The following is a 14911-nucleotide window of genomic DNA, read 5'->3' on the forward strand; positions in this document are numbered from 1 at the left end:
CCTTTTGCCCGCCTTTTTCCCGCTTAGCGCCTGTATTTCGCCTTGATCTCCGGCGCATTCTCACGCGCCCCGGCCCCGCTCACGGCCGCTGATTCGACGGATGCTCGACTGCCGGCGGCTTCACGCAGCCCAGCGTGTATTTCAACGCGGCCGGCAGCAGTGCGCTCCAGACTTCCCACGTGTGGCCGCCGTCGATGATGCGCAGCGCCGCCGGATTGCCCGCCAGCCGCAGACGCGTGTACAGCGAGGACGCGTCGGCCTGGATCGCGAGGTCGTCGTCGCCGGCGGCGATGAACATCGGCAGCCGATACGGCCGGCTCATGTAGCGCTCCCACTGCGCCGGATAATTGAGTTCGTGCCAGATTTCAGGATCGAACTGCCGGTCGCCGAACACGCCGACGCGGCGCGCGGCCGACGCGCGCGGCGGCTCGTTGGCGTAGATCGCGGGGCTCAGCAGCAGCGCGCCGCAGAACAGTTCCGGCTGCGTCAGCGCGTAGCGCAGCGCGCCGAAGCCGCCCATCGACACGCCGCCGATCGCCCGCCCGCCACGCTGCGTCGACACCGCGTAATGCGTTTCTATCTCGGGCAGCAGATCGCCGAAAAACGCGCTTTCCATCTTCTCCTTGCGATCGACGTACCAGTCGGTGCCGCCTTGCGGCATCACGATGACGACCGGCGGGATCTCCTTGCGCGCGATCAGCGCATCGGCGGCGCTTTGCAGGTGGCCCTGGGTGAGCCAGTCGTTGGCGTCGCCGTTGTTGCCGTGCAGGAGGTAGAGCACGGGGATGCGCGCGGCGTCCTGACGATAGCCGCTCGGCAGATAGACCGTATAGCCCCAGTCGCGGCCGAGCGCTTCGGCATAGAAGCTGCGGCTGACGACGGTGCTGGCGGACGCCGGCACGCTGGCGGCGACGGATAGCAGGGCGAGTGCGAGGTGTAGGAGTGGACGCATGTCAGGGTAGGAAACCGGCGCGCAGCTTGCGCGCGGCCGTCATGCTATCAGCATCGGCGGCCGATCTGAGGCCGATTTGAGGCCGATTCGAGCGTAGGCGGTGCAGGCGGGAAGCGGAAGAGGCGCGTCACCCGCGCTGCTGCGCGCGCACGGCTCAGGACGACGTCCCGAGCGCGCCGACGAAGCGTCCGACGAAGCGCTTGAGCGGCGCCACGCCCAGCGCGACGGCGAAGAGGGCGCCGACCGCGATCAGGTCGGCAAGCAGGCCGAGGGGATAGTTCAGATAGCCGTCGGTCGCCGCATACAGCACCGAGTCGACCACCAGCGAGATCACCGCGCCGGCGACAAAGCACAGCAGCCCTTTGCGCCCGATCACGCCGACCCACGGCAGCCACTGGGCGAGCTTCTTCGCCCAGCCGAGCTCGATCAGATTGGCGACGAGCCAGGCGATGGCGAGGAAGTTGCCTGCCCGCAGCCAGGACAGATTCTGCTTGAGGCTGGCGTCGAGCGGCTCGAGATGGATGAAGAGCTTGAAATAGGCCGCGCCGGCCACCACCGCGAACGCGCTCAGGCTGACGATCCAGCTGAGGTGATGCGCGCTGACGCGCTGATAAACCGGCTGGCATCGCGCGAGCACGCCGAGCACGAACAGCAGCTGCCACGCGAACGGGTTGAAGTCCCAATGCATGTCCGGCGCGGCGGGCAGGTAGGCGTCGATCGCGGGTGCGCCGGCCCACAGCGCGACGCTGCCGGCCAGCAGCAGCCATGGCTTGCTGCGCGCGAGCGGCAGGATCATCGGCACCAGCAGCGCGAAGAACGCGTACATCGGCAGTACTGAAGCCAGATAGGGCTGGCGGCGCAACAGCAGGATGTCGCGCAGCGCGCCGACGGGCGTGGCGATCAGATCGTCGAGATCGGTGGTGGCGAGATTCGGCCCGTCGATGCTGAACGCGCTCAGCACTGCGCTGACCAGCAGCATCAACCCCGCGGTGACGAGGAACGCACGATAGATTTCCAGCGAACGCCGCAGGAAGCGGCTACGCGCGATCGTCTCGTTGCGCCGTTCGGCGAGCGTCACGTAGGCCGTGGCGGTAGCGAAGCCGCCGAGGAACACGAAGACTTCGGCGGCATCGCACAACGCGTAGGCGTGCAGCGTGAAGCGCGACAGGATGCTGCCGCCGATGTGGTCGACGACGATGATCAGCAGGACCAGGCCGCGGAAAAAGTCCAGCTCGATCAGGCGTGAGGATGAAGGTTGCATTGTTTGCGCCGAAGGCAGCCCCGTGCGACGGCGCGCTGATGCAGCGCGGCGGGCGTCTCACAAGGCTTTGGAATTGGATTGATTCAGTGCTGCGGCGGGTATCGACCCATGTCGGGCTTTACATCGTGACCCACGTCGCCGCGTTCGACCGGCCTCGCAAGGCGCGGTGTCAGGGGCACTAAAAAGACCCCGGAGGACGGCGCGGAGTTCCGCTGCGCCGCCGCAAGAACCCGCCATTATATTTCTTTCCGTGACAAAGCCGCAGCGGACGGCGCAAGGCGCGAGCTCGGCCAGCGTTGGCGACTTCGCGCGGACCGTGCTGTGCCGCCTACCTGAACGGGGGCCGGGAAAAAAGTGGCAGCCGCACACAGTGGAGATTTCGCAACATTTTGAGATATCGAAGCGACCCCCAATGGACGGCCAGCAAACGGCGTGTGAGGATTTCCCAAAAGCGCGGCGGGGTCGTGAGCAGCACTGTCGAAGTGCCCGGAAGCGCCAGCAGAAAAAGCGGCCGGATCGAGTTGTCCGATTACTCGAGTGCAGGGAGATCATCATGAACAAGCAAGTGTTCGCGCTGGCTGTCTCCACCGCTGTGTCCGCCACTTTTGCCGCGTCCGCCGACGCACAGACCAGCGTCACGCTGTATGGCGTGATCGACGAGGGGATCAACTACACCAACAATGTCGGCCGGGGCCACGTCTACGAACTGTCGAGCGGTTTCGCGCAAGGCAGCCGCTGGGGCCTGAGAGGCGCCGAGGAACTCGGCGGCGGCCTCAAAGCCGTGTTCCAGCTCGAGAACGGTTTCGACCTGAATTCCGGGCGGCTCGCGCAGGGCGGCCGGATGTTCGGCCGTCAGGCCTACGTCGGCTTGAGTTCGGCGCCGTACGGCACGCTGACCTTGGGCCGCCAGTACGATTCGGTGGTCGACTATCTGGCGCAGACCACCGCCAACGGCAACTGGGCCGGCACGCTGTTTTCGCACCCGCTCGACAACGACAACACCGACAACACATTCCGTCTCGACAACACGGTCAAGTACGCCAGCCCGTCGATCTCCGGCTTCCAGTTCGGCGGCACCTACAGCTTCAGCAACGACACCGGCTTCGCGAACAATCGCGCATACAGCATTGGCGGCCAGTATGCATATGCCGGCTTGCTGGTTGCTGCGGCGTATCTCCAGGCCGACAACCCTGGCAATGGCGCGAGTGGTGCGATCACCGCGAACGACGCCGGTTTCATCGCGGCCCGCATGCGCGTGTTCGGCGGCGGCATTACCTATACCTTCGGTCCGGCGACGGCGGGCTTCGTCTACACCAACTCGAACTATCTGAATCCGACCGGCAACGGCTATCTCGGCACCACGCCGCTCGTGCCGCCGGGCGTGCTGCTGAACTCGCTGAAGTATCAGAACTTCGAGGTGAACGGCAAGTATCAGATTTCGCCGATGCTGTTCGTCGGCGCGCAGTACGTGTACACGATGGAGACCTACGACGCGTCGAACGGCGGCGTGAAGCCGCGCATTCACTCGTTCGGCCTGATGGCGGATTACAACCTGTCCAAACGCACCGATGTCTATATTCAGGGCGAGTATCAGCAGGTCACGGGCGACCAGACCTATTCGATTCTCGACTACGCGTTCATTCCCGGCACCCAGTCGCCTTCGTCGACGTCGAAGCAGGTCGTGGTGCGCGCGGCGATCCGGCATAAATTCTAGGCAAGCCGCTGCGGTGATTCATCTCGGTGTTTCATGACGCGATGCGCTCGTGCCTTAGTCGGGCAGCGCTGACGTCAAAAGAGCCGTAAGCCTATTTTCTTTGGCTTTCTTCGCCATCTCGGATGCTTCCTGAAATCGCTTGGGCCGGCTCGTCAAAGGCGTGCGGTTCGTTTGCTCGCGTTCAACCGGCGAGCGTGCTGCCGGCTTCGCGCAATGGTCCCGCGCAATGGTCCCGCGCGATGAACTCGCGCGGCACAGCTCGCTCAAACAGTATCGCGCGGTCGCCGCCCGGCAGCCGCGCGTTTCGTTTGTCGTAGACAAGCCCGCTTTTTTTGCACGGAGACTTCATGAGTAATCGCGCGACACAGATACTTCCGCATCATCGTTATGTGCATTCGCTGGGCGCGCCGCTCGCGTGCGTTCAAGGCACGATCGCCAAGGTGTTCGACAGCCCTGATAATCACCACGGCGCCAATCACCAGCATTTCGTCATCAGGGTCGACAAGGTGCTGAAGTTCGAGGGCGGGACGCAAAATCTGGTGGGCACGGAGGTCTTCGTCGCCGTGCGTTTCGGCGACAACGAGGGACTGGCGCAGGAAATCCCCGGCCTCCAGGCGGGGCAGCCGATCGAAGCGCAAGGCGAATATATCTCCGAAGCCAGCGCTTATCCGACCGCCGACAATTCGAATCCCGTCCTGCCGGTGCTTCACTTCACGCATCATCCGGTGGGGTATGTGAAGTACGCGGGAGAGTACTACAGCTAGTGCCCACGTTTCATCATCGAAGTCAGGCGAGTTCGTCGATGCCGACGGCCGCCTCTCCACTTGCGGACGCATTCTGCGCTCCGCGCTCGCCGCTGCGACTCACGGCGATTCAAGTTCCGGCGGCGACCTGCCGTTAAGGCAAAGGTGATCGTCGGATCACGGGACACGACGCGCGATGGCGCGATTGCCGCGCATCGCGATGCGCGCTCCGGTGGTCATTCCCACGAGCGAGGCAAATCGGACGTGTTCGGTCCGCGCATACCCGCGCGCAACCCGTCGCCGGCGACCGCGGACGCGACGCCGCCGTGTACTCGAAAGGAGTTCGCCGCTGCACACACCATGGCGGGTGCCAACGCGTCCCGGAAATACGTGAGTAATGTTTGTATCAGAGTGTTCGTGAAGAGACGTTTTTGTTAAAGCGCCCTTTACAATTCCGCTGGAATTTTGATCAGCAATCTGGCCCTTCGCGCTCGAGACCGGCTGTTCCGGTCAGCGTCAAGGTGGGGTTGGTCGGCAGGGCACAGGATGAGCGTCGCACGAGGCGGCCTCGCCGTGTCGCGAAGCAGGCCGCGCAGCGTAAGACCGCGCGCATTGCAGGCGACATGGCGGCATCCGGCCCGCCCATGAATAAGGCAGGAGTCGAACAAAGATGACGAGGCGTTTCGACAGAACGATGATGGCCAGCCTGGCCGGCGTGTGGGTCGCGCTGGCAGTGAGTGGTTGTGCGAATGTGGGGCAGCAGGACGCGCAGAACGGCGTGGCGGTGAGCCCGGCGGCTGCGTCCGGCGTGCCGGCTGGCGTAGCCGCGTCGGCTTCCAATGCCGCGTCAGCGGGCACGCCTGTCGCGATGAGCGGCGACGAGGGTGCGTCGCTCAGGAAGTCGCCGCCGCTAGTCTATCGGGTCAAGCGTGGCGATACGCTGTCGCGCATCGCGCAGCATCATCATTGCAGCGTCAAACAGTTGCAGACGTGGAACGGATTGAAGGCATCGTCGCGGCTGAAGCTGGGGCAGGTGCTGCATGTCGCGTCGCCGGAAACGGTGCGGGCGGTGAATGCGGCCAATGCGGCCAATGCGGCCAATGCGGCCAATGCGAAGGCGGCGTTGGCTGCGAAAGCCGCCGCGGTTTCCGCTTCGAGTTCCGCACCGGCTGCTTCGGCTTCGGCGGCGCAGCAAGCAGCGGCGCCGGGCTCGGCGCAGTCCACCGCGAACCCGTCCACGGCAGGCTCGCCCACCGCCGAACAGGCGCGCGAAGTCATGCAGCAAACCACCCGGCACGCGAATGGTGTCGCGCTGGCGTGGCCCGCGGGCGGCCGCGTGGTCGAAGCATTCCAGCCGGGCGAAACGCGCGGGATCGAGATCGGCGGCAAGCCGGGTGACCCTGTGCGCGCCGCCGCCGACGGCCGCGTGATGTACGCCGGCACAGGCTTGAACAGCTATGGCAGCTTGATCATCGTCCAGCACAACAAGGACTTTCTGACCGCGTACTCGCATAACCGCAAGCTGCTGGTCAAGATCGGCGACATCGTGCGGCAAGGACAACAGATCGCGGAGATGGGCGACGAAAACAACTCGCGCGTGTCCGTCGGTTTCGAGTTGCGCCACGACGGCAAGCCGATCGATCCGCTGCCGTATCTCCCACAAGGGCGCGGCTAACGGGCACGGACCGCTCGCGCGCCGTCAGACGAACCAGCGCAGCGCCGCGGCGACGATCGCCTCCGGCGCGTCTTCCTGCATCAGGTGGCCGGCGTTCGGCACCGTCTGAAAGCGCGCGGACGGAATCGCGGCGGCCAGCTGGCGGCCGCGTTCGAGCGGTATCCACTGGTCTTTCTCGCCCCACAGAATCTGCACCGGACAGCGCAGTTGCGCATAACGCGCTTCGACTTCGTCGGTGTAGCGCTGGTCCATCTGCGCGATCTGCCTGTAGAAGGCCGCTTGTCCCGTGGCGCCGAGCCACGGCGTCACATAAGGCGCGAGTTCATCGTCCGGGATCTCGCGGGCGATCGCGCCGCGCACATACGCTTTCACCACCGCTTCGTGAATATAAGGCGGCAGCCCGGCGAACGCGTCGCCGTGTTCGCGCACATGCCGCACGAACGGCGAACCCCATGGCGCAACCGCGACCGGATCGATCAGCGTGAGACTACGGTACTCGCAGCCGTTCAGCAGATGCGCGCGTAGCGAAGTCGCGCCGCCGAAATCATGTGCGACGACGTCCGGCTTCTCCAGCTTCCAATGCGCGAGCAGTTCCGCGAGCAACACGTTCTGGATTCCGAGCGACACGTCCTGTGCGTCGCGCTGCTCCGATTGTCCATAGCCGAGCAGATCGTAGTAATGGACCGTGCGCGTCAGCGCGAGATGCGCGGCAATGCGATGCCACACATACGAAGAGAACGGCGTGCCGTGAACCAGCACCAGCGGCGGACCGTTGCCGGTGACGCCATAGCGCACGGTTTGATCGCGGAACGTATAGCTTTCGGGGAGCGGCCAGGTTTGCATGGCGATGGGCGTCGCAAAGAAGGTCTGCTTACCTTAGCAGGGGAACGTCGAACGTGCAGCGCGCCTTTTCGTAGGCGGCAGCGAATGGCTCCCGCAGAAGCTCACCTTTGTTTTGTTCAGCAAAACCAGGCAAATTCGCAGATGGTGCGATTACGGCAATGTTTGAATGATCGGCCAACGGCGTTTGCAACCCGCACTCTTACGAATCGGGCAGAAATTGGCTTGAAACGGGGGGTATTTTTAAGGCCGGGGACCGAAGCACGAAGTAATCGATCGGGTGCAAGCGCAGGCCGTGTTCGAATGGACAGCATTGCGTCGTTCGAAAGGCCGCTTTTCAACGGTGAGGAAATTCGGGAGTCGGCGGCGCGATCATCGTGAGTCGAGTCGATGTGATGCGCCGCCGTACTGCCGCCTCGTGTCTCTTACTTCGCCTGAACGCCGCGCAACAGCTGCGACACCTGGCCGTGGTGATGCAGGATCGCCGGATCGGCCTGCAACAGCGGCAGGTAGCGCGGCAGGAACTGGTTGTTCGGCTGATCGGGCGAGAACAGGCCGGTCACCGCTTCCGCTGCGGCGAGCCGATCGGTCGCGTCGGCTTCCTTGTCGTCGAGAATTTCGTCGACGCTGGCAATGACCGTCGACAACGGCGTGAGCCAGCGAAACCCCGAGCCGTTGATCAGCACTTGCAGAAAGGCCGCGGGCGTCACCGGGCCGAATTCCTTCTCATATGCCGCGCGTTCGTGATCGAGAATGGCCTTGTGCAGCGAGAGGAGGGGTCGGCGAATGTCCGAGAGGAATTGAGTGCATTGCTGGTCGTTCATCGTGCTGCTCCTTCGGAGGGTCTGGCCGGATCGCGCCGGCAATCGGCTCATGCTAACAAAATCGTCCGCCGTTGATTGAGCGGCGCACCGCATGTTCGTGCAAGACGCGTCCGCTCGTGTGGATGCGCCGATACTAACGCATCGATTCCACTCCCGTTTCAAGTACGCATTCTGCGCCGGCGAAGGCCGCATGCCGCATGCCGCAACGCAGCGTGGCCGGCTACACGGCGAACTTCTTTTTACGCGGCTACAATTTACCGGTCCGTTCCGGCGCATGCGCGCCGCATCATCTGCCGTTCGCATCCGCAGGCCGATTGCCAGGCGAGTCACATCGCATATTAGTTTGGCTCGTCGAATAACCACGACAATTCTTTACGTTTTGGTTCGCCGCCTCTGTCTAAATAGCCTCACAAACAATAAACCCCACTCGGAGCCGTACATGACAACGTTCAACATCAACGGTGAGACCCATACCGTCGACGCGCCACCCGACATGCCCTTGCTGTGGGTGCTGCGCGATCTCGTCGGCCTGACCGGCACCAAGTTCGGTTGCGGCATCGCTCAATGCGGCGCGTGCACCGTGCATCTCGACGGCGTCGCGGTGCGCTCGTGCGTGTTCCCGGCGGCGGCGGTCGGCGAGCGCAAAGTCGTCACGATCGAAGCGGTCGGCAACACGCCCGCGGGGCAGAAGGTGCAGCAGGCATGGCGGCAACTGGACGTCGTGCAATGCGGCTACTGCCAGTCGGGGCAGGTGATGTCGGCGGCTTCGCTGCTCGCGAGCAACCCCAATCCCTCCGACGCGGATATCGACGCCGCAATGGCCGGCAACATCTGCCGCTGTGGGACGTACAACCGCATCCGCGCGGCGATCAAGCAAGCCGCGAAGGGGGTGTGAGATGTCTCAGGGATTGCTCGATGCACAGAACGGCGCGGGGGCCTCGCAAAGTGGCGCGGGTGGCATTTCGCGCCGCACGTTTCTGAAATTTGGCGTGACGGTCGGCGCGGCGGCCGGCGGCGGCTTGCTGCTCGGCTTCAGCCTGCCGGCCGCGAGCCAGGATCAGAAGGGCGGTAAATCGGTGGTCGGCGGCGATGCGGTCGAAACGCCGCAAAGCGGCGTGTTCGCGCCGAACGCCTTCATCCAGATCGATACGGCGGGCAAGGTCACGCTCGTGATTCCAAAAGTCGAGATGGGCCAGGGCGTTTATACGTCGATCCCGATGCTGATCGCCGAAGAACTCGAAACGCCGCTCGATGCGGTCACGCTCGATCACGCGCCGCCCAACGAAAAGCTCTTCATGGACCCGCTGCTCGGCGGCCAGCTCACCGGCGGTTCGACGTCGATCCGCTTTGCCTGGGAGCCGATGCGCCGCGCCGGCGCGACCGCGCGCGTCATGCTGGTCGACGCGGCCGCGCAGCAGTGGCAGGTCGAGCCTGCGAGCTGCCACGCGCAGGGCGGCCAGGTGATCCATTCGGCCAGCAATCGCAGCATCGGCTACGGCCAGCTCGTGGAAGCCGCGGCCAAACTGCCCGTGCCGCAGAACGTGCCGCTCAAAGACCCGAAGGATTTCAAGCTGATCGGCACACCGGTGAAGCGCCTCGATTCGCCAGAGAAAGTGGACGGCACCGCGCTGTTCGGGCTGGATGTGCGGGTGCCCGACATGGTCTATGCGGCGATCGCGAATTGCCCGGTATTCGGCGGCACGCTGGCGAGCGTCGACGATACCAACGCGAGGAAAATCCCCGGCGTGCGGCAGGTCGTCAAGATCGACAACGCGGTCGCGGTGATCGGCGATCACACATGGGCGGCGCGGCGCGGTCTGCAGGCGCTCGACATCAAGTGGAACGAAGGCGCGGGCGCGAACATTTCGATGAAGCAGATCGTCGGCGATCTCGCCGACGCATCGCAGCGCAACGGCGCGGTCGCGCGTAAGGAGGGCGACGTCGGCCAGGCCTTCTCCAACGCGAAGTCGCGCGTCGATGCCGTGTATCAGCAACCGTTCCTCGCCCACGCGACGATGGAGCCGATCAACTGCACGGTGCACGTGCGCGCCGACGGCTGCGATGTGTGGCTCGGCTCGCAGGTGCCGACGCGCGTGGTGGACGCGGCGGTCGCGGTCACCGGTCTGCCCGCCGACAAGATCGTCGTGCACAACCATCTGATCGGCGGCGGTTTCGGGCGGCGGCTCGAGTTCGACATGGTCACGCAGGCGGTCAAGGTCGGCAAGCAGGTCTCGACGCCGGTGAAGGTGCTGTGGACGCGCGAAGAAGACATCCAGCACGACATGTACCGGCCGTACTACTACGACAAGATCTCGGCCGGGCTCGACGCGAACGGCAAGCCGGTCGCGTGGCAGCACCGCATCGTCGGTTCGTCGATCATGGCGCGTTTCGCGCCGCCCGCGTTCAAGAACGGGCTCGACCCCGACGCCGTCGAAGTGGCGTCGGACCTGCCGTACGATTTGCCGAATCAGCTGGTCGACTATGTGCGCCAGGAACCGCACGCGGTGCCCACCGCCTTCTGGCGCGGCGTGGGGCCGACGCGCGGCACCTTCGTGGTGGAGAGCTTCATCGACGAACTCGCCGCGCAGGCGAAGATCGATCCGGTCAAGTACCGTCAGGACCTGCTCGGTAAAACACCGCGCGCGTTGAACGTGCTCAACGTCGCGACTCAGGCGGCGGGTTGGGGCAGCGCGCTGCCGAAGGGGCAAGGACGCGGCGTGTCCGTGATGCACGCGTTCGGCAGCTTCTTTGCGATCGTCGTCGACGTCGCGGTCGATCAGGGCGAAGTCGCGGTCAAACGCGTCGTGTGCGCGGTGGACTGCGGGATGGTGGTCAATCCGAACACGATCGAAGCACAGGTGCAGGGCGGCATCATTTTCGGCATCACGGCGGCGCTCTATAGCGAGATCACGATCAAGGACGGCCGTGTCGAGCAGAACAACTTCACGGACTACCGCATGCTGCGTATCGACCAGACGCCGCCGATCGACGTGCATATCGTGAAGAGTGGCGAGGCGCCCGGCGGCATCGGCGAACCCGGTACGGCGGCGCTCGCGCCCGCGTTGACCAATGCGATTTTCGCGGCTACGGGCAAGCGGCTGCGGCAATTGCCGGTCGGCAGCCAACTGCAAACCGCCTGACCGGAGCCGACCATGAAAAACACACTGAAGGGTTTCAGCGCGGCGCTGTGCGTGGCGCTGCCGTTCATCGCCCAAGCGCCGGCTCATGCGGCCGCGCCCACGCCCGCGCATGCGGCGGACCCGGCGCTGCTGCAACGCGGCGCCTATCTGGCGAAGATCGGCGATTGCGTGGCCTGTCACACGGCGCCGAAGGGCCAGCCATTCGCGGGCGGCTTGCCGATGACGACGCCGATGGGGCAGATCTACACCACCAACATCACGCCCGATCCGCAGACCGGCATCGGCGGCTATACGCAGGAGGACTTTACGCGGGCGATGCGCGAAGGCGTCGCGAAAGACGGCCACAACCTGTACCCGGCCATGCCGTATCCGTCGTACGCGAAGATCAACGACGAGGACATGAAAGCGCTCTACACGTTCTTCATGAGCGGCGTGACGCCGGTGCAGCAGGCGAACCGCGAGCCCGACATCAAATGGCCGTTGAACATGCGCTGGCCGCTGAAGTTCTGGAACATGGCGTTCCTGGAGAAGGGCGCCTATCAGGACAAGCCGGGCAAGGACGCCGCATGGAATCGCGGCGCGTATCTGATTCAGGGCCTCGGGCACTGCGGCTCGTGCCATACGCGGCGCGGCGTCGCGTTCCAGGAGAAGGCGCTCGATGAAAGCGGCAGCGCGTTCCTGACCGGCGGTCTGCTCGACGGCTGGTTCGCGTCGAACCTGACCGGCGAGCACAACGTCGGGCTGGGCCGCTGGAACGATGAGGACGTGCACGCATTCCTGAAGACCGGTGCGAATCGCCACGCGTCGGCGTTCGGTTCGATGACCAGCGTGATCAACAACAGCACGCAGCATATGAGCGACGCCGACATCGCCGCGATGACGAGCTACCTGAAGTCGCTACCGCCGGCGGGCGGCAGCGGCGCGGTGCCGTATGCGTATGATCCGCAGAAGACGAAGGTGTCGTTGAACCGTCCCGCGAACGATGCCGGCGCGCGTGTCTATACGGCGTATTGCATGCACTGTCACGGCGCCGACGGACGCGGCTTCGCACCGATGATGGCGCCGTTGGCCGGCAATCCGAACGTGCTGGAGAAGGACGCGTCGTCGTTGATCAATGTCACGTTGAACGGCACCGGCGACCTCGTGATCGGCGGCGTGCCCGCGGCGTTCCCGATGCCGAAGTTCGCGCCGGTGCTCAACGACCAGCAGATCGCCGACGTGCTGAGCTTCGTGCGGGCCGGCTGGAACAACGACGCGCCGGCGGTGAGTGCGGCCGAAGTGGCGAAGCTGCGCAAGTCGACGCAAGCGGCGCGTTAAGCCTTTGCGGCGGGGCGATAACCCGCCGCGATCGACGAAAAAAGCGGCAACCGTGTTCTGCACGGTTGCCGCTTTTCTATTGGCAGGGGGCGGAGCGCTCCGCCAATGTCAGCGATGCTGCCCGATCTTCTGCCGCTTTTCGAGCACGCGTGCGTACCACGTCAACGGGAAGCACATCGCGAAGTAAATCATCGCGACCATGCCGTAGATCGGGAACGGACGGAATGCCGCGTTGGTGATCATCGTGCCGGTCTTGGTCAGCTCGGTGAAGCCGATGATCGACGCGAGCGCGGTGCTCTTCACCACCTGCACGAGAAAACCGACCGTCGGTGCGACGGCGATCTTGCGCGCCTGCGGCCACACGATATAGCGCAACTGCTGGCTGAACGTCATGCCGAGACTCGCGCCCGCGGCCCACTGGCCGCGCGGCACCGCTTCGACGCAGCCGCGCCAGATGTCGACCAGATACGCGCTCGTGTAAAGCGTCAACGTGACGGTCGCCGCGACCCAGGGCGATACATCGACGCCGAGCAGCGGCAAGCCGAAGAACGCCAGAAACAGCTGCATCAGCAGCGGCGTGCCCTGAAACACTTCCACGTACAGCACGACGATGCGGCGCAGCCACGCGATCGGCGACACGCGCATCGCGAGCAACAGCAGCCCGACCACGCCGCCGCCGACGAACGCGATCAACGACAGCAGCACGGTCCAGCGGGCGGCGAGCAACAGATTGCGGGCAATGTCCCACAGCGTGAATTCGATCATGATCAGCGCTCCGTCGGCAGGGTGCGGGTGCCGCGCCACATCAGGCGGCTGCGCCAGCTACGCGGTGCAGTGTCGTTGCCGCGCGCGGTGCGGCCCGCGAACAGGCCGCGTCCAAAGCGGTTGATGAGTTGCCGCAACAGGATCGACATCAGCAGATAGACCGCGGTGATGATCACGTAGCTCTCGAACGAGCGGAAGTTGCGCGACTGGATGAAGTTGGCCGCATAGGTCAGGTCGGGCACCGAGATCTGCGATACCACCGCGGAGCCGAGCATCACGATCAGCACCTGGCTCAGCAGCGCGGGGAACACGTTGGCGATCGCCTGCGGCAGCACGACATGGCGGAACACCTGCCGTCCGTGCAGGCCGAGCGCCTGGGCCGCCTGCACCTGGCCGCGCGGAATCGAATCGATGCCGGCGCGCACGATCTCGATCGCGTACGCGCCGAGGTTGACGGTCATCGCCAGAATCGCGGCCTGGATTTCGTCGATGTGAATGCCGAGACTCGGCAAGCCAAAGAACACGAAGAACAACTGCACGATGAACGGCGTGTTGCGGATCAGTTCGACGTAGCTTGCCACCAGCCAGCGCGCCCACTTCGGCCCGGCCACCGCGATGCTCGCCCCGCCGATCCCGACGACGCCGCCGAGCACGGTCGAAACGGCGGTGAGCCCCAAGGTGACGGCGGCGCCGCGCACGAGCATCCCCGCATAGAGGTCGAAGCCGCTGAAATCGAACGCATAGGTCATGAGGTGCCGCTCATCGTGAGGTCGAAACTCCGCGGAAATGGTTTAAAGGTCGGCGGGCAGCGGCGCGCGCAGCCATTTCTGCGAAATCGCATTCATCGTGCCGTCCTTGCGCGCCTTGGCAATCGTTTCGTCGACTTTCGCTTTCAGACGCGGCTCGTTCTTGTTCAGGCCGACGTGATCCGGCGAGCTGAACAGCGAGAACTTCTGCTCCGGATCATTCGCCGGGTGACGCGCGAGAATCGTCGCGCCGACGTCGTTGCCGACCACCATCAACTGTACCTGACCAGAAAGAAACGCCGAAATTGCGCCGTTCGGATCGTCGAAACGTTTGATGTTGGCGCTGGGCGGCGCGATCTTCGTCACGCTCAGGTCTTCGAGCGTGCCGCGCGCAACCGAGATCGACTTGCCGGCGAGGTCCGCGGCGCTCTTCACCGGCAGCGACTTCGGGCCGAACACGGCGAGGTAGTAAGGCGCGTACGGCTGCGAGAAGTCGATCACCTTTTCGCGCTCCGGCGTCTGGCCGACCGACAGCAGCATGTCGGCCTTATGGTCGGCGAGGTACGCCATGCGATTGTCGCCGGTCACCGGCACGAGTTCGACCTTGGCGTTGAGCGTCTTGCCGATCAGGTTCGCGACGTCGATGTCGTAGCCCATCGGCTTCATGTCCGGACCGATCGAGCCGAACGGCGGATAGTCCATGAACACGCCGACGCGCACCGTGCCCGACTTCGCGATGTTGTCGAGGGCGTCGGCATGCGCGGCCGACGGCAACGCGCACAGTGCGCCGGCGGCGGTGAAGGCGAGCGTCGCGGCGAGCGTGGCGAACACGCGGCGGGTGGTCGAGTGGGCAACGGGGCGCTGGTTCATGATGTGTCCTCTGTCGAAAGCGTGTGAAGCGTTGGTGTTGGAATGGGTGGCGGCAAGCGGCCCG

General features: G+C 64.7%; 13 protein-coding genes. 6 read left to right on the forward strand and 7 right to left on the reverse strand.

Annotation, left to right across the window (positions count from 1 at the left end):
• Positions 1–79 precede the first annotated feature (79 nt).
• Both PQQ53_RS20955 and PQQ53_RS20960 read right to left on the reverse strand, forming a co-directional pair.
• The gene (locus tag PQQ53_RS20955; protein WP_408148396.1) at positions 80–952 is read right to left on the reverse strand and encodes an alpha/beta hydrolase; all 873 of its coding nucleotides are present in this window, start codon (positions 950–952) and stop codon (positions 80–82) included.
• Positions 953–1106: 154 nt separating this feature from the next.
• Complete coding sequence (locus PQQ53_RS20960) at positions 1107–2213, reverse strand: OpgC domain-containing protein (protein ID WP_408325886.1); 1107 nt, start codon at positions 2211–2213, stop codon at positions 1107–1109.
• A 553-nt stretch (positions 2214–2766) separates the two neighbouring features.
• Between PQQ53_RS20960 and PQQ53_RS20965 the strand changes: the two genes are divergently transcribed.
• The 3 genes from PQQ53_RS20965 to PQQ53_RS20975 all read left to right on the forward strand — a co-directional run bounded on the left by PQQ53_RS20965 (position 2767) and on the right by PQQ53_RS20975 (position 6345).
• Entirely contained in the window at positions 2767–3927 is a 1161-nt protein-coding gene (locus tag PQQ53_RS20965; RefSeq protein ID WP_408148393.1) for a porin, read from the forward strand.
• Between the two features lie 347 nt (positions 3928–4274).
• Positions 4275–4691: a hypothetical protein gene (locus tag PQQ53_RS20970; protein ID WP_408157697.1), complete on the forward strand. Its 417-nt coding sequence runs from the start codon at positions 4275–4277 to the stop codon at positions 4689–4691.
• Between the two features lie 649 nt (positions 4692–5340).
• On the forward strand, positions 5341–6345 hold the full coding sequence (locus PQQ53_RS20975; RefSeq protein ID WP_408325889.1) for a peptidoglycan DD-metalloendopeptidase family protein: 1005 nt from the start codon (positions 5341–5343) through the stop codon (positions 6343–6345).
• Positions 6346–6369: 24 nt separating this feature from the next.
• Here the strand turns inward: PQQ53_RS20975 and PQQ53_RS20980 are convergent, their stop codons facing one another.
• Both PQQ53_RS20980 and PQQ53_RS20985 read right to left on the reverse strand, forming a co-directional pair.
• On the reverse strand, positions 6370–7188 hold the full coding sequence (locus tag PQQ53_RS20980) for an alpha/beta fold hydrolase (protein ID WP_408148387.1): 819 nt from the start codon (positions 7186–7188) through the stop codon (positions 6370–6372).
• A gap of 422 nt (positions 7189–7610) precedes the next feature.
• Positions 7611–8009, reverse strand: a complete 399-nt coding sequence (locus PQQ53_RS20985) for a hypothetical protein (RefSeq protein ID WP_408148386.1) — start codon at positions 8007–8009, stop codon at positions 7611–7613.
• A gap of 439 nt (positions 8010–8448) precedes the next feature.
• Here PQQ53_RS20985 and PQQ53_RS20990 point away from each other — a divergent pair, with 439 nt between their 5' ends.
• Genes PQQ53_RS20990 through PQQ53_RS21000 form a run of 3 tightly spaced genes read left to right on the forward strand, consistent with a single transcriptional unit; the run spans position 8449 to position 12466 of the window.
• Positions 8449–8904: a (2Fe-2S)-binding protein gene (locus PQQ53_RS20990; RefSeq protein WP_408148384.1), complete on the forward strand. Its 456-nt coding sequence runs from the start codon at positions 8449–8451 to the stop codon at positions 8902–8904.
• A 1-nt stretch (position 8905) separates the two neighbouring features.
• Entirely contained in the window at positions 8906–11149 is a 2244-nt protein-coding gene (locus PQQ53_RS20995; protein ID WP_408325892.1) for a xanthine dehydrogenase family protein molybdopterin-binding subunit, read from the forward strand.
• A gap of 12 nt (positions 11150–11161) precedes the next feature.
• Positions 11162–12466, forward strand: a complete 1305-nt coding sequence (locus PQQ53_RS21000) for a c-type cytochrome (protein WP_408325895.1) — start codon at positions 11162–11164, stop codon at positions 12464–12466.
• 108 nt (positions 12467–12574) lie between these two features.
• On the opposite strand, the gene PQQ53_RS21005 is transcribed toward PQQ53_RS21000, so the two are convergent.
• The 3 genes from PQQ53_RS21005 to PQQ53_RS21015 are packed head-to-tail and all read right to left on the reverse strand — an operon-like array spanning position 12575 to position 14847.
• Complete coding sequence (locus tag PQQ53_RS21005; protein ID WP_408148377.1) at positions 12575–13231, reverse strand: amino acid ABC transporter permease; 657 nt, start codon at positions 13229–13231, stop codon at positions 12575–12577.
• A gap of 2 nt (positions 13232–13233) precedes the next feature.
• The gene (locus tag PQQ53_RS21010; RefSeq protein WP_408157706.1) at positions 13234–13980 is read right to left on the reverse strand and encodes an amino acid ABC transporter permease; all 747 of its coding nucleotides are present in this window, start codon (positions 13978–13980) and stop codon (positions 13234–13236) included.
• Between the two features lie 42 nt (positions 13981–14022).
• Positions 14023–14847, reverse strand: coding sequence for a transporter substrate-binding domain-containing protein (locus PQQ53_RS21015; RefSeq protein WP_408148373.1), 825 nt, complete (start codon positions 14845–14847; stop codon positions 14023–14025).
• Between the last annotated feature and the right edge of the window lie 64 nt (positions 14848–14911).

The sequence above is a fragment of the Paraburkholderia strydomiana genome (genome assembly GCF_046030495.1).
GTDB lineage: Bacteria > Pseudomonadota > Gammaproteobacteria > Burkholderiales > Burkholderiaceae > Paraburkholderia > Paraburkholderia strydomiana_A.

What these genes read in the sequence shown, in the direction of transcription:
- PQQ53_RS20955 (WP_408148396.1), bottom strand. Translation starts at nt 952, where the DNA reads ATGCGTCCACTCCTACACCTCGCACTCGCCCTGCTATCCGTCGCCGCC.
- PQQ53_RS20960 (WP_408325886.1), bottom strand. Translation starts at nt 2,213, where the DNA reads ATGCAACCTTCATCCTCACGCCTGATCGAGCTGGACTTTTTCCGCGGC.
- PQQ53_RS20965 (WP_408148393.1), top strand. Translation starts at nt 2,767, where the DNA reads ATGAACAAGCAAGTGTTCGCGCTGGCTGTCTCCACCGCTGTGTCCGCC.
- PQQ53_RS20970 (WP_408157697.1), top strand. Translation starts at nt 4,275, where the DNA reads ATGAGTAATCGCGCGACACAGATACTTCCGCATCATCGTTATGTGCAT.
- PQQ53_RS20975 (WP_408325889.1), top strand. Translation starts at nt 5,341, where the DNA reads ATGACGAGGCGTTTCGACAGAACGATGATGGCCAGCCTGGCCGGCGTG.
- PQQ53_RS20980 (WP_408148387.1), bottom strand. Translation starts at nt 7,188, where the DNA reads ATGCAAACCTGGCCGCTCCCCGAAAGCTATACGTTCCGCGATCAAACC.
- PQQ53_RS20985 (WP_408148386.1), bottom strand. Translation starts at nt 8,009, where the DNA reads ATGAACGACCAGCAATGCACTCAATTCCTCTCGGACATTCGCCGACCC.
- PQQ53_RS20990 (WP_408148384.1), top strand. Translation starts at nt 8,449, where the DNA reads ATGACAACGTTCAACATCAACGGTGAGACCCATACCGTCGACGCGCCA.
- PQQ53_RS20995 (WP_408325892.1), top strand. Translation starts at nt 8,906, where the DNA reads ATGTCTCAGGGATTGCTCGATGCACAGAACGGCGCGGGGGCCTCGCAA.
- PQQ53_RS21000 (WP_408325895.1), top strand. Translation starts at nt 11,162, where the DNA reads ATGAAAAACACACTGAAGGGTTTCAGCGCGGCGCTGTGCGTGGCGCTG.
- PQQ53_RS21005 (WP_408148377.1), bottom strand. Translation starts at nt 13,231, where the DNA reads ATGATCGAATTCACGCTGTGGGACATTGCCCGCAATCTGTTGCTCGCC.
- PQQ53_RS21010 (WP_408157706.1), bottom strand. Translation starts at nt 13,980, where the DNA reads ATGACCTATGCGTTCGATTTCAGCGGCTTCGACCTCTATGCGGGGATG.
- PQQ53_RS21015 (WP_408148373.1), bottom strand. Translation starts at nt 14,847, where the DNA reads ATGAACCAGCGCCCCGTTGCCCACTCGACCACCCGCCGCGTGTTCGCC.